Raw genomic sequence first — 12,704 nt, forward strand, 5'->3', positions numbered from 1 at the left:
TCATTCCCTGTCCCGGTCATTCCCAGCCGAGACCGCCCCGCCGCCACTCGTAGACGTACGCCACCGCGACGTTGAACACGAACAGCGCCATCGCGGCCAGCCCGAAGACCCCCAGGGCGTCGAGGTGGACGGCCCACGGATACAGGAACACGATCTCGATGTCGAAGATGATGAACAGCATGGCCGTCAGGTAGTACTTCACCGGGAACCTGCCGCCGCCGGGCGGCTGCGGGGTCGGGTCGATCCCGCATTCGTAGGCTTCGAGTTTGGCCCGGTTGTAGCGGCTCGGGCCGATCACCGAGGACACGACGACGGAGAACACGGCGAACGCGACCGCGATCCCGCCGAGCACGAGGATGGGGATGTAGACGTTCACGGCGCCTGGCTCCTCTCCGTGCGAGCCGGCCACCCGCGCCGACTCCGTTGCCCTTGCCGACCTCTCGGCCGCTCGGGCCGAACGATCACGAGGCGGTGTCTGTGCCACGAGGCGGTGTCTGTGCCGTGAGTCACTTCAACCGCATCATTGTGATGTACGGCTCAGCCTACCGGCGGGGTGTCTCCCCGAGGCGGATACCACGCGGTGCGATTTCTCCGTTTCGCCCGACCCCTCGCGGACCGGCACTCGTGCCGCCGCTCGGGAGGAGGGCAGGCCGCGACGCCGTCAGGTGATGCTGCGGCCGCGCAGCAGCGCGACGACCGTCTCGGCGAGGCGGAACGGGTCGAGTGGCCGCGGCACCGCGGCCTCGGCCCGGGACCAGTCGGCGAGCCATGCGTCGTCCGCGCGACCGGTCAGCACGACGACGGGCGGGCACTGTTCGAGCTCGTCCTTGAGCTGCTTGGCGATCCCCATCCCGCCGGCGGGGGTCGCCTCGCCGTCCAGAATCGCGAGGTCGATACCGCCGGCGTCCATGTGCCGGATCACCATCGGCGCGGTCGCCACCTCGACGAAGTCGAGTTCGGGGAGCTCGGGATCGGGTCGCCGGCCCAGCGCCCGGGTGACCTGCTCGCGCGTGTCGGCGTCGTCGCTGTAGACGAGGACGCGCAGGGCGGCAGGGCGGCTGGCACTCGTGGTCGGGTCGGTCACGGGGGAAGATGCTACTGGCCGGACCCGGTCGGCCCCGGGAGGCGAGCCGCGGCGCACCCGGCCCGGGCCGGTCGCGCGCCTGGCGCCACCGCCGGCGGGCGACCGGTCCCCGTACTGACCTGGTGTTACCGGGTGAGGAGAACCAGGTGGCGACGAGGGCCGGTCACGACGCCGATTCTACCCGCGCGGCGGGGCTTCGAAGGCTTCCGGCCTCGTCCCTTCGGCACCGGCGACGGCCGGGGCGTGCCGGTGTTCCGGCAGCACGAGCATGCGGGCGTACGCGATCGCCCGGGGTGTGGTCGCGAAGACGTGCCGCTCCTCGCTGTCCTTGGTCGTGAACACACCCAGGGCGGACAGCGGCCGCAGGTGCTCCGGCCTGGCCCCGGAGATCAGCACCGTGATGTGGCGGTGCTCGAGTTTGGTGATGGCGTCCTTGAGGACGATCGCACCGGTGGCGTCGATGGCCGTCACCCGGGACATGCGCAGGATCACGACCTGGACGTCCGTGACGTCGGCGAGCTCGAGAAGGAACCGGTGGGCCGCGGCGAAGAACAGGGCGCCGTCGATCCGGTACGCGACGATGTGCTCGCGCAGCAACTCCTGCTCCTCGGCAGCGTGATCGCCCTCCTCGTCGAGGGGAACCTGTTCGATCCGAGCGGACTTCGCGACCGCCCGCAGCGCGAGGACGGCCGCGAATCCGACACCGACCGCGACCGCCGTCACGAGGTCGAGGGCGACGGTGACCAGGAACGTCACCGTCATGACGACGGCATCCGCGCGGCTGGCGCGCGTGATCGCGACGATCGAGGCGGTTTCGACCATCCGCACCGTGGTGGCGAGCAGAACGCCGGCGAGCGCGGCGAGCGGGATCTGCGCGACGAGCGGCGAGGCGAGATAGACGATTCCGGCCAGAACGACGGCGTGGGTGAGGGCGGACAGCCGGGACCGCGCACCCGAGCGGACGTTGACGGCCGTGCGGGCGATCGCGCCCGTCGCCGGGACACCGCCGAACAGGGGGGCCGCGATGTTGGCCAGGCCCTGCCCGAGCAGCTCCCGGTCGGGGTCGTGCCGGGTGCCGACACTCATCGAATCGGCGGCGGTCGCGGACAGCAGCGATTCGAGTGCCGCGAGCGCGGCCACCGCGAGCGCCGGCGCGAGCAGCGAGGTCAGCTCCCCCGGGTCGAGGAATCCGAGGCTGGGGGCGCCGAAGCCGGACGGGATGGACCCGATCCGCGTCACATCCAGATGGAACAGTCGAGCGACCACGGTGGCCACCACCACCGCGACGAGCGAGAACGGCAGTTTCGGCAGGTACCGGCCGCCGATCAGGATGGCCACGGCGACGAGCACCGCGACGGCCGCGGGCAGGAGGCTCGGCCGGTCGGCGAATTGCCGGACTGCGTCGAATGCGCTCTGCCACACCTTCTCCCCTTCGGCGTGGGCGATGCCGAGCGCAGCGGGAACCTGCTGCAGGGCGATGACCACGGCGATGCCCGCGGTGAAGCCCTCGATGACCGGGGCGGGCATGAACCGCACCGCGCGGCCGATGCCGGCGAAGGCGAGGAGCAGCAGCACGACGCCGGCGACGAGTCCTACCGCGAGGACGCCGGAGGCGCCGTGCTCGTGGAAGATCGGCACCAGGACGACGGTCATCGCGCCGGTCGGGCCCGACACCTGGAAGCGGGAGCCGCCGAACACGGCGGCGACCGCTCCGGCGACGACTGCGGTGGCGAGGCCCGCCGCGGCGCCGAGGCCGGAGCTGATGCCGAATCCCAGCGCGAGGGGCAGTGCGACGAGGGCGACGACGAGCCCGGCGGTCAGATCGGCGCGGGGCGAGCGCAGGCCGGGCTTCCACTCGCTCCAGCGGGGCATCAGCGCAGCGACCGACCGGGCGGCACGCACCACGACGGTGCCGGCCTCCGCTGCCTCCGCGCCCGGATCGGTCGCTGCATCACGCTGGTCTGTCGACATCGTGCCTCCACCACAAACAACAAATAAGAAATTAATAAAGTCTGCAATCAGTGCATGGGCGGCGCTCCCGGCGAGCGGTCGGCTCAGCCGCGGGCTCGGGCCCCCGCCGATTCGGCGACATCGTCCTCGAGCAGTTCCGCCTGTCCGGCGACCACACCGGTGAGGATGGCGCGGGCGACGGCCAGCAGTTCCGCGACCCGCGGTGACGTCAGGGCGTAGGTCACCGACAGCCCTTCCCGGCGCGCGGTGACCAGCCCCGCACGCCGGAGGATCGCCAGCTGCTGGGACAGGTTCGCGGGTTCGATCCCCACCTCGGGCAACATCTCGGAGACCGCGTGTTCACGCTCGCTGAGCAACTCGAGGACCCGGATGCGTGCCGGATGCCCGAGCGTCTTGAAGAAATCCGCCTTCATCCGATTGAGGGGCTGACGTGCCTGCGCGACCATCACCGTTCCCGTCGTCCGAGCCACCGCGAAGCGAGCGGTGCGTGTAGTTGCGTAGTTTAGCAATCAGTGATCCGAGTGCGCGCGTGACATGCGCCACGCGGGGCGGCCGCCGGGCCGGGGCGCGCGGGCACCTGGGGTGCGGAGCCGGTCAGGATCGGGCGGCGCGCTCGAGGCGGACGAAGCTCGCGGACATCTGCTCGACCGAGACCCGCGGGAGCCGCACCCGGCTCAGGTACGCAGTGTCGGTCACCGCGGACCAGTCGCAGGCCTGACTCACCGCGGTACCCCCGGCCGCCTCGGCGAAGGTCCATTCCCACCGGATGCCGAGCGGCGGGGTGTCCGGGTTGGCCGGCAGCCAGGCGAGCAGCCTGTCGAGTTCGAACGCCACCACATGATTGACCACCGGATACGCCGCACCGCTGGGAAAGCGCACCTGCGCGACGAAGCGTTGCCCGAGGGCGGTGATCGGGAGCTGTCCCGCGGGTACGGACAACGTCCCCGACCCGTCGATCTCACTGTGCCGCAACGGGTCCCGAATCACCTCGAACAGCGCCGCGGCCGGAACCGGAATCGTGGTCGCGACCCGGAGCACGGTCGGGGTCCGCTCCACCCGCACCTCGCCCGCCCCGACGTCACCGGTCCCCGCGTCCTCGCCCCCACCGTGCACGGTGCACACGGTACACACCGCGCACACGGACATCGTGCCACCCGTGGCGCACCCCCGGCCGGCGGCCGCGATCCCGGCCGGACACGCATATCCCACCGGGCGGCGGGGTATGCGTGCGAAGGTGGAACCGCCACCGATCACGGGAGGAAGCACATGATTGTCCGCAGAATCGCCCGCCCCATGCTTGCGTCGGTCTTCGTCGCCGGAGGCATCGACGCGCTGAGAGACTCGTCCACCAAGGCGGCCGCAGCGCAGCCGGGACTCGACCGGGCGGTGGGCATGCTGCCCGACACGGTGACGGCGAAGCTCCCGGACACGGTGAGCGAGAAGATCACGAACGATCCCGAGACGCTCGTGCGGATCAACGCCGCCGTGCAGATCGGGGCGGGTGCGCTGCTCGCGGTGGGCAAGGCCCCGCGGCTGGCGGCGCTCGCACTGGCCACCACGCTCGTACCGACGACGGTGGCGGGCCACGACTTCTGGAACGTCCAGGATGCGGAGGCCCGCGCTATCCAGCGCACCCAGTTCCTCAAGAACGTGAGCCTGCTCGGCGGACTGATCATCACCGCGGTGGACACCGAGGGCAAGCCGTCGTTGGGGTGGCGCGGACGGCGGGCCGCACGACGCGCCCAGGAAGCCGTCGCCGGCGTCCTGCCCCGTCAGGACGACGCCGCGGGCGAGGCGGTGACCGAGGGTCTGCACAAGGTGGCCGAACGGGTGCGGACTCTGTCGGAGGAGGCATCGGAGGTAGCCGGCACCGCCCGCGAACGCGGAAGCCACCTGCTCGACGTCGCCAAGGAACGCGGTCCCGAACTCGCCGAGGTCGCCCGCGAACGTGGAAGCCATCTGCTCGACGTCGCCAAGGAACGTGGTCCCGAACTCGCCGAGGTCGCCCGCGAACGCGGCACCGGCCTGCTCGACGTCGCCAAGGAACGCGGTCCCGAACTCGCCGAGGTCGCCCGCGAACGCGGCACCGGCCTGCTCGACGTCGCCAAGGAACGCGGTCCCGAACTCGCCGAGGCCGCCCGCGAACGCGGCACCGGCCTGCTCGACGTCGCCAAGGAACGCGGCCCCGAACTCGCCGAGGCCGCCCGCGAACGCAGTGCACTGCTGTGGGGCACTGCTCGGGAGCGCGGCCCGGAGCTGGCCAAGGTTGCCCGGGAACGGGCACTGACGGCGGAGGAACGTTCCCTCCTGCGGGCCCAGCAGGCCCGTCATCGCGCCGAAGAGGCCCTCACCCGCGCCCGCCTGCAGTTGCAGCGCTGACCGTGCGGTTCGGTCCCGCACCCGGTGATTCTGCGCGGGTGCGGGACCGGCACTAGACTTCTTGGGCACTTCGTGGCGGCGCACCCGTCGCCCCGTCCGACCCCGAGGAGACCCCTTGCCGGCCGATGGCCTGTCCCACCCCGACCATGAGCGTGAGCAGGTCTACCTGTCGATGCTGTACGGCCACCTCGACTCCATGCGGGCCTACGCGCAGACCCGCCTGAGCCGCGTCCTGCTCGACACCGGCGGCACCCCGCAGGCCCGCAGTGAGCGGGAGTCGTTCACGCAGCTGTACACCGAGGACATCGCGAAGTACGACGCGGCCGAGCACGGACTGTGTTTCGGCCGGATCGACGTCCGCGACGAGGACGGCGACGCGACGGAGGTGCGGTACGTAGGCCGCCTCGGCATCCTCGACGAAGCGAACGACTACGAGCCGCTGCTGCTGGACTGGCGGGCGCCCTTGGCGCGGCCGTTCTACCTGGCGACGCCGGCCGCGCCGGAGGGAGTGACGCGGCGCCGGCACATCCGGTCACGCCGCCGCGCGATCACCGCCCTCAACGACGAGTACCTCGACCTCGACGCGGCCCAGGCGCACGACGCGGCCGTCTCGGCGGGCGGTGTCGCCGGCGAGTCGGCACTGCTGGCCGCGCTGAACGCCGCGCGCACCGGTCAGATGCAGGACATCGTTGCGACGATCCAGGCCGAGCAGGATGCGATCATCCGGTCCGAGCACAAGAGCGTGCTCGTCGTTCACGGTGGTCCCGGCACCGGGAAGACCGCCGTCGCCCTGCACCGGGCGGCGTTTCTGCTGTACACATACCGTCGGCAGCTCGCGAAGAGCGGTGTGCTCATCGTCGGTCCGAACTCGACGTTCCTGGACTACATCGGGCAGGTGCTGCCCTCCCTCGGTGAGACCGGGGTGCTGCTGTCGACGATCGGTGACCTGTACCCCGGGGTGCGTGCGACCGTGGACGATTCGCTCGAGGCGGGCACCGTCAAGGGCTCGCTCGACATGATCGAGGTGCTGAAGAAGGCGGTCCGGGATCGTCAGGAGGTTCCGGCGACGCCGATCCCCCTCGTCTTCGACACCTACCGGCTGACGCTCGACCGCAAGACGGTCACCCGGGCCCGCGGCCGGGCCCGGTCGTCGCGGCGGCCGCACAACCTGGCCCGTCCGATCTTCGTGGCCGCGGTGGTGGACGCCCTCGCCGACCAGCTCGCGTCGATCATCGGTGCCGATCCGGTCGGCGGCGCGAATCTGTTGAGCCGCGAGGACATCGACGACATCCGTACGGAGATGCGCTCCGACCGGGACATCGTGGGGGCGATCGATTCGCTGTGGCCGCAGCTGAGCCCGCAACAGGTGCTCGCAGAGCTGTTCGCCTCCCGGGACCGGCTCGCGTCGGCAGCACCGGAACTCGACGAGGACCAGCGTGAGTTGCTGCTGCGCCCGACGGCGACGCGCGCGTTCAGCGCCGCGGACGCCCCCCTGCTCGACGAACTCGCCGAACTGCTCGGGGTCGACGACGCTGCCGAACGCGAGCGGGCGGCGCGGCAGTGGCGCAGGCAGATCGCCGATGCGCAGGGCGCCCTGGACATCCTGACCGGGTCGGCGCCGCAGGATCTCGAGGACGACCTGGACCCGGAGATCCTGATGGCGTACGACTTGATCGACGCCGACCAGCTCGCGCAGCGGCAGGGCCGGTCGAGCCACGAGACCACCGCCGAGCGCGCCGCCGGGGACCGCACCTGGACGTACGGGCACGTGATCGTCGACGAGGCACAGGAGTTGTCCGCGATGGCCTGGCGAATGCTGATGCGGCGCATCCCGAACCGCTGGATGACCCTGGTCGGGGACACCGCCCAGACCGGGGATCCGGCCGGTTGCTCGTCCTGGCAGCGGATCCTCGAGCCGTACGTGGCCAATCGGTGGAAGAAGGCCGAGCTGACCGTCAACTACCGCACGCCCGCGGAGATCATGGAGATCGCCCACGCGGTTCTCGCCGAGATCGATCCGCATCAGGTGCCGCCCCGCTCGGTGCGCGAGTCGGGATTCGCGCCGTGGGCCCGGCACGTCGTCGAGGACGATCTGCTCGAGGCCGTACACAGTGCCCTCGCGGACGACCGCGGGCCGGGTCTGACCGCGGTGATCGCGCCGCACGAGTTGGTGGCGCAATGGGATCACCTGCGGTCGGATTCGGTGCGGGTGTCCACGGTGAAGGACGTCAAGGGCCTGGAGTTCGACTCGGTGCTGCTGGTGGAGCCGGCCACCATCGTGGCGGAGTCACCTCGCGGGCTCAACGACCTGTACGTGGCGCTCACCCGCGCCACCCAGCGGCTCGGAGTCCTGCACACCGGGGAACTGCCCGAGTCGCTGACGGCACTCGCGGCGCCCGCCCGGTTGTGACGGGTCCTCGATGTGCCGTGTCGCCGTCCGCCCGGTTCCGGCGGGCGGTATGTTGCGGGCGGACGTGCGGCCGGTCGGAGCGGGAGGCGGGGCGGTGAGGAAGGCGTGGCCTCGACGGGATCGGACCCGGAGGCACTGGACACGGACCCTGACCGGGGTCGCGGTGCTCGCCGCGGCGGCAGGCTGTGCGGGGCCCTCGGCCTCGGAGGACTCCGGGCCCTCCGTCCCGGTGCCGGTCCCCAGGGCCGCCACTCCGGTCGAGGCAACGGAGCTGGACGGGCCGGCCCTGCGGTTCAAACAGGCCTTGGCCGAGGTCGGGCTGGCCGCCGGCGTGCCCGACGAGACGCTCGTGGCGCTGGTGCGCGGGACGTGTGCACAGCTGGCCGCCGGGCTGCCGGAAGACCAGGTCCTCGGTTCGGTCCGGCCGGTCGCGGCCTTCGCGGCGTCCGTCTCGCGGGCGTCGTTGCAGGGCGACGATGCCGCCCGGTTCTATGTGGGTGCCGCCCGCGAGACGTACTGCTGACCGGTGGGTCAGCGCACGGTGTGCACGATGAGCACGTCCGAGGTCGACTTGCGGGCGAGGTCGGACGGGACGGACCCGAGCAACCGGCCGGTGAGGGTGTTCAGGCCCCGGTTACCCACCACGAGCAGGTCCGCGTCCACTTCCTCGACCAGTTCGAGGAGCGAGTCGACGGGGGCCCCGACGATGGCCCGTTCCAGGACGTTCTGGGCGCCGGCCGCGTGTGCCTTCTCGCGGGCGGTGCGCAGGATGTCGTACGTGGGCGCCGATCCGGTCACCTGGTAGGCGTCTTCACCGAGCACGTCGGCGGCGCGGGCGCTGTCCTTCGGATCCACCGGGTAGTAGGCGCACGCGATGACGAGGCGGGCGTCGGCGTCACCGGCGAGAGCTGCTGCCTTCTCCACGGCCCGGTACGACGACTCGGAACCGTCGGTGCCGACGACTACGGTCCGGTAGGCGGTCATGCAATCCTCCATGGAATCGGTAGGGTTAGGCCGGCGAGTGACCGTCGATGCGTGCCCCCGCCGACCGCTGCGTAGACAGTAACGGCCGATCGGACGGGTCCGGCAGCCTTTGGGGTGGATCCCACAGACCTGCCGGCGTGCGTTCGACGCCACTGACCGCCGTTGACGTTACCTTGCGTCACCGTAACGCGGGCCGAACATCTGCGCGGGGAACACGCCGGACTCCACGATGGTGTCCCGCCACGGCAGTGCGAGCTCGGTCAACCGGTCGGCCTTGCTCTCGCCCAGCGCCGCCCACGGCGCCACCGCGAGGTCGTCGGTCAGGTCCTCGACGAGTTCGCGGACCTCGAACCCCTCGTCGGTGAGCTCACCCGCGCGGTCCAGCAGTCCGCGGGTACGCAGCGCCGTCGCCGCGGCGGTCCACTCCTCCGCGCTCCAACCGCGGCGCGCGCGGGCAAAGTCCTCACTGAATCCGATCCCCGCGGCGGTGTGGGTGAGGAGGGCTTCGATGCCGTTGAGGCCGGCGGTCTGCAGTGCCGCGACGTGCCCGTCGCCCCGGTACTCGCGCAGCAGGGTCAGCGCGTGCCACAGGACCAGGTGCGGGGCGTCCGGCCACGGCAGGTCGGCATGCCCGGCGTACAGCGGGCGGCCCTCCGGCCCGGGGACGGCCCGGGCGGCGCCCGCCGCGAGTTCCGCCGCCTCCCGCATCTCCGGCGAGTCGAGCACCTCGGGACCGAGGATCCGGGTCAGCGCCTCGTCGATGCCACGCAACCGGGCGGCGACGACGGCCTCGGGAGTGGCGAGCTGCCAGGCCCGCGGGATCGCGGACGCGACGAGGCGGGGGCTGAAGTTGTAGAAGGTGGCGGTCACGACGCCGGCGCCGACGGCACCGAGCGCAGCGGAACGCGCCGCGAAGTACCGCATCCGGCCGCCTTCGAGGCCGGTGCCGCCGAGGGCGGCGTCGACTTCGGGGGCGAAGTACCCCACGGAGTGGATCAGTTCGAGGGCACGGGCCGTGCGGCCGGCAGACTGTGGGTCCATGCCGCAGACGCTACGCGAGGCCCGCGGCGTCCATCCCGCGCAGTTCCTTCTTCAGGTCGGCGATCTCGTCGCGCAACCGCCCGGCCAACTCGAACTGCAGCTCGCGGGCGGCATTCATCATCTGGTCGGTCAGTTCCTGCACCAGGTCCGCCAGTTCGGCGCGGGGCATGGACTTCACGTCGCGGCCCTCGTAGACGCCGGCGCTCACGGCCCGACCGGATTCCCCCGGTGCGCGGCGGCCGCGGGAGGCGTTGCGGCCCGAGCCGCCGACCTCCACCGTGTCGTCGGCCTCCTCGTAGACCTGGTCGAGGATGTCGGCGATCTTCTTGCGCAGCGGCTGCGGGTCGATGCCGTGCTCGAGGTTGTAGGCGATCTGCTTCTCGCGGCGACGCTCGGTCTCTTCGATGGCGCGCGCCATCGAGTCGGTGATCTTGTCGGCGTACATGTGCACCTCGCCGGAGACGTTGCGCGCCGCGCGGCCGATGGTCTGGATGAGGCTGGTCGTCGAGCGCAGGAACCCCTCCTTGTCGGCGTCGAGGATCGCCACCAGCGAGACCTCCGGCAGGTCGAGGCCCTCGCGGAGCAGGTTGATGCCGACGAGGACGTCGTACTCGCCGAGCCGCAGCTGCCGGAGCAGCTCGACCCGCCGGAGGGTGTCGATGTCCGAGTGCAGGTAGCGCACCCGGATGCCGAGCTCGAGCAGGTAGTCGGTGAGATCCTCGGACATCTTCTTGGTCAGGGTGGTCACGAGGACCCGCTCGTCCCGCTCGGCGCGTTCGCGGATCTCGTGCACCAGGTCGTCGATCTGGCCCTTGGTGGGCTTGACCACGACCTTCGGGTCCACCAGACCGGTCGGCCGGATGACCTGTTCGACGAACTCGCCGCCGGCCTGCCCGAGCTCGTAGGCGCCGGGGGTGGCCGAGAGGTACACCGTCTGACCGATGCGCGCGGCGAACTCCTCCCAGGTCAGCGGGCGGTTGTCGACGGCCGAGGGCAACCGGAATCCGAACTCGACCAGGTTGCGCTTGCGCGACATGTCCCCTTCGTACATCGCGCCGATCTGCGGGACGGTGACGTGGGACTCGTCGATGACGAGCAGGAAGTCCTCCGGGAAGTAGTCGATCAGGGTCGCCGGCGCGGAACCGGCGGGCCGGCCGTCGATGTGCCTGGAGTAGTTCTCGATGCCGGAGCAGAACCCGACCTGCCGGATCATCTCGAGGTCGTACTGGGTGCGCATGCGCAGGCGCTGCGCCTCGAGCAGCTTGCCGCGGTTCTCGAGGTCGGCGAGACGCTCCTCGAGTTCGGCCTCGATGGCCGTCACGGCCCGTTCCATCCGTTCCGGTCCCGCGACGTAGTGGGTGGCCGGGAAGATCCGCAGCGAGTCCACCTTGCGCACCACGTCCCCTGTCAGGGGGTGCAGGTAGTAGAGCGCGTCGATCTCGTCGCCGAAGAACTCGATGCGCACGGCGAGTTCCTCGTAGGCCGGGATGATGTCGACGGTGTCGCCCTTGACCCGGAACGAGCCGCGCGTGAACGCCATGTCGTTGCGGGTGTACTGCACGTCCACCAGCAGGCGCAGCAGGGCGTCCCGGGGCACCTCCACCCCGACCTCGAGCGCGATCGAGCGGTCCAGGTACGACTGCGGCGTGCCCAGGCCGTAGATGCACGACACCGACGCGACCACCACGACGTCACGGCGGGAGAGCAGCGCGGAGGTCGCCGAGTGCCGCAGCCGTTCCACGTCGTCGTTGATCGAGGAGTCCTTCTCGATGTAGGTGTCGGTCTGCGCGATGTACGCCTCGGGCTGGTAGTAGTCGTAGTACGAGACGAAGTACTCGACGGCGTTGTGCGGCAACATCTCCCGCAGTTCGTTGGCGAGCTGCGCGGCGAGGGTCTTGTTCGGCGCCATCACCAGGGTGGGGCGCTGCACCCGCTCGATCAACCACGCGGTCGTGGCCGACTTGCCGGTGCCGGTGGCGCCGAGCAGCACCACGTCCTTCTCCCCCGCCTGCAGGCGGCGCGTGAGCTCGTCGATCGCGGCCGGCTGGTCCCCGGCGGGCCGGTGGTCGCTGACCACCTCGAACCGCCCCTCGGTTCGTTCGATCTCCCCCACCGGGCGGAACTCGGAGTGGGCGACAACGGGATGCTCGCTTGCGAACGCCATGGGAACCAGGGTAGGTGGCGGCACCGACAATGCCGATCGACGGCCGCGACCCGGCGCGCGGACGCCGGGTTCCACAGGGTGCCCGCGGACAGCGCAGGATCACCGGCGCGGCCGGCAGTAACGTTCAGGTCATGTCCGAGGCGAAGCTGCACCACGTCAAGGTCGAGACCTTCGACGTGGCCGCGCACACCAACGTCGACCCGAAGGGCTTCGTCCGGAAGGTCGAGGTGTATCGGGTCGAGCGGTGGGGGCTGTACATGGCGCGGCCCGCCGACCACCCCCAGTTCGGGTATCTCGAGTCGTGGCTGCTGCCGGAGCTGGGCCTGCGCGCCTCGATCTTCCACTTCCGGCCCGGCTTCGAGCGCGACCAGGACCGGTACGTCGACATCGGCGAGTTCTGGCGCGAGGGGGACGTGTGGCATTCGCGCGATCACTACCTCGACCTCGTGGTGCGCACCGGACGCGACACCGCCGTCGAGGACGTCGACGAGCTGCTCGCTGCCGCGGCGGCGGGTCTGCTCGATCCCGGGACCGCCGAGCGCGCGGTGCAACGCGCGTTGCGGGCGGTCGACGGCATCGCCACGCACGGCCACGACCTCGACGCGTGGCTGGCCGCACTGGCCATGCCGATCAGCTGGCGCTGAGCCGCCGGCCGGCCGGCCCCGGCCCGC

Annotated in this window: 12 protein-coding genes; 4 read left to right on the top strand and 8 right to left on the bottom strand. The window is 71.2% G+C overall.

Going from position 1 to position 12,704, the window contains the following annotated elements:
* Positions 1 to 16 precede the first annotated feature (16 nt).
* The 5 genes from AC2IPW_RS13485 to AC2IPW_RS13505 form a co-directional block, all read right to left on the bottom strand.
* Complete coding sequence (locus AC2IPW_RS13485; protein WP_003937927.1) at positions 17 to 376, bottom strand: NADH-quinone oxidoreductase subunit A; 360 nt, start codon at positions 374 to 376, stop codon at positions 17 to 19.
* 285 nt (positions 377 to 661) lie between these two features.
* Positions 662 to 1,084: an Rv3143 family two-component system response regulator gene (locus AC2IPW_RS13490; RefSeq protein WP_003937926.1), complete on the bottom strand. Its 423-nt coding sequence runs from the start codon at positions 1,082 to 1,084 to the stop codon at positions 662 to 664.
* Positions 1,085 to 1,261: 177 nt separating this feature from the next.
* Complete coding sequence (locus tag AC2IPW_RS13495; RefSeq protein ID WP_486375026.1) at positions 1,262 to 3,055, bottom strand: SulP family inorganic anion transporter; 1,794 nt, start codon at positions 3,053 to 3,055, stop codon at positions 1,262 to 1,264.
* 83 nt (positions 3,056 to 3,138) lie between these two features.
* The gene (locus AC2IPW_RS13500) at positions 3,139 to 3,501 is read right to left on the bottom strand and encodes an ArsR/SmtB family transcription factor (protein ID WP_486375027.1); all 363 of its coding nucleotides are present in this window, start codon (positions 3,499 to 3,501) and stop codon (positions 3,139 to 3,141) included.
* 148 nt (positions 3,502 to 3,649) lie between these two features.
* On the bottom strand, positions 3,650 to 4,168 hold the full coding sequence (locus AC2IPW_RS13505) for an SRPBCC family protein (protein WP_450120431.1): 519 nt from the start codon (positions 4,166 to 4,168) through the stop codon (positions 3,650 to 3,652).
* 153 nt (positions 4,169 to 4,321) lie between these two features.
* Between AC2IPW_RS13505 and AC2IPW_RS13510 the strand changes: the two genes are divergently transcribed.
* From AC2IPW_RS13510 to AC2IPW_RS13520, 3 genes are all read left to right on the top strand, one after another.
* Entirely contained in the window at positions 4,322 to 5,434 is a 1,113-nt protein-coding gene (locus AC2IPW_RS13510; protein WP_450120430.1) for a DoxX family protein, read from the top strand.
* Positions 5,435 to 5,606: 172 nt separating this feature from the next.
* Positions 5,607 to 7,844 carry a HelD family protein gene (locus tag AC2IPW_RS13515; RefSeq protein WP_450120453.1) on the top strand — a complete coding sequence of 746 codons (2,238 nt, stop codon included), beginning with the start codon at positions 5,607 to 5,609 and terminating at the stop codon, positions 7,842 to 7,844.
* 229 nt (positions 7,845 to 8,073) lie between these two features.
* Complete coding sequence (locus AC2IPW_RS13520) at positions 8,074 to 8,367, top strand: DUF732 domain-containing protein (protein ID WP_289378895.1); 294 nt, start codon at positions 8,074 to 8,076, stop codon at positions 8,365 to 8,367.
* A gap of 8 nt (positions 8,368 to 8,375) precedes the next feature.
* Here the strand turns inward: AC2IPW_RS13520 and AC2IPW_RS13525 are convergent, their stop codons facing one another.
* The 3 genes from AC2IPW_RS13525 to uvrB form a co-directional block, all read right to left on the bottom strand.
* A complete protein-coding gene (locus AC2IPW_RS13525) occupies positions 8,376 to 8,828 on the bottom strand; it encodes a universal stress protein (RefSeq protein ID WP_450120429.1) in 453 nt (150 codons plus the stop codon).
* A gap of 168 nt (positions 8,829 to 8,996) precedes the next feature.
* Positions 8,997 to 9,869, bottom strand: coding sequence for an SCO6745 family protein (locus AC2IPW_RS13530; protein WP_003937918.1), 873 nt, complete (start codon positions 9,867 to 9,869; stop codon positions 8,997 to 8,999).
* A 10-nt stretch (positions 9,870 to 9,879) separates the two neighbouring features.
* Entirely contained in the window at positions 9,880 to 12,033 is a 2,154-nt protein-coding gene (uvrB, locus tag AC2IPW_RS13535; protein ID WP_003937917.1) for an excinuclease ABC subunit UvrB, read from the bottom strand.
* Positions 12,034 to 12,164: 131 nt separating this feature from the next.
* On the opposite strand from uvrB, the gene AC2IPW_RS13540 reads away from it, so the two are divergent.
* Positions 12,165 to 12,677, top strand: coding sequence for a ribonuclease FAU-1 family protein (locus AC2IPW_RS13540; protein WP_040783295.1), 513 nt, complete (start codon positions 12,165 to 12,167; stop codon positions 12,675 to 12,677).
* The last annotated feature ends 27 nt before the right edge of the window (positions 12,678 to 12,704 follow it).

It is taken from the genome of Rhodococcus sp. NS-SX18 (genome assembly GCF_057367935.1).

Bases quoted from the DNA above. Each gene is read 5' to 3' on its own strand.
- AC2IPW_RS13500 (WP_486375027.1), bottom strand. From the start codon at position 3,501: ATGGTCGCGCAGGCACGTCAGCCCCTCAATCGGATGAAGGCGGATTTC.
- AC2IPW_RS13515 (WP_450120453.1), top strand. From the start codon at position 5,607: ATGCTGTACGGCCACCTCGACTCCATGCGGGCCTACGCGCAGACCCGC.
- AC2IPW_RS13540 (WP_040783295.1), top strand. From the start codon at position 12,165: ATGTCCGAGGCGAAGCTGCACCACGTCAAGGTCGAGACCTTCGACGTG.
- AC2IPW_RS13525 (WP_450120429.1), bottom strand. From the start codon at position 8,828: ATGACCGCCTACCGGACCGTAGTCGTCGGCACCGACGGTTCCGAGTCG.
- AC2IPW_RS13510 (WP_450120430.1), top strand. From the start codon at position 4,322: ATGATTGTCCGCAGAATCGCCCGCCCCATGCTTGCGTCGGTCTTCGTC.
- AC2IPW_RS13530 (WP_003937918.1), bottom strand. From the start codon at position 9,869: ATGGACCCACAGTCTGCCGGCCGCACGGCCCGTGCCCTCGAACTGATC.
- uvrB (WP_003937917.1), bottom strand. From the start codon at position 12,033: ATGGCGTTCGCAAGCGAGCATCCCGTTGTCGCCCACTCCGAGTTCCGC.
- AC2IPW_RS13495 (WP_486375026.1), bottom strand. From the start codon at position 3,055: ATGTCGACAGACCAGCGTGATGCAGCGACCGATCCGGGCGCGGAGGCA.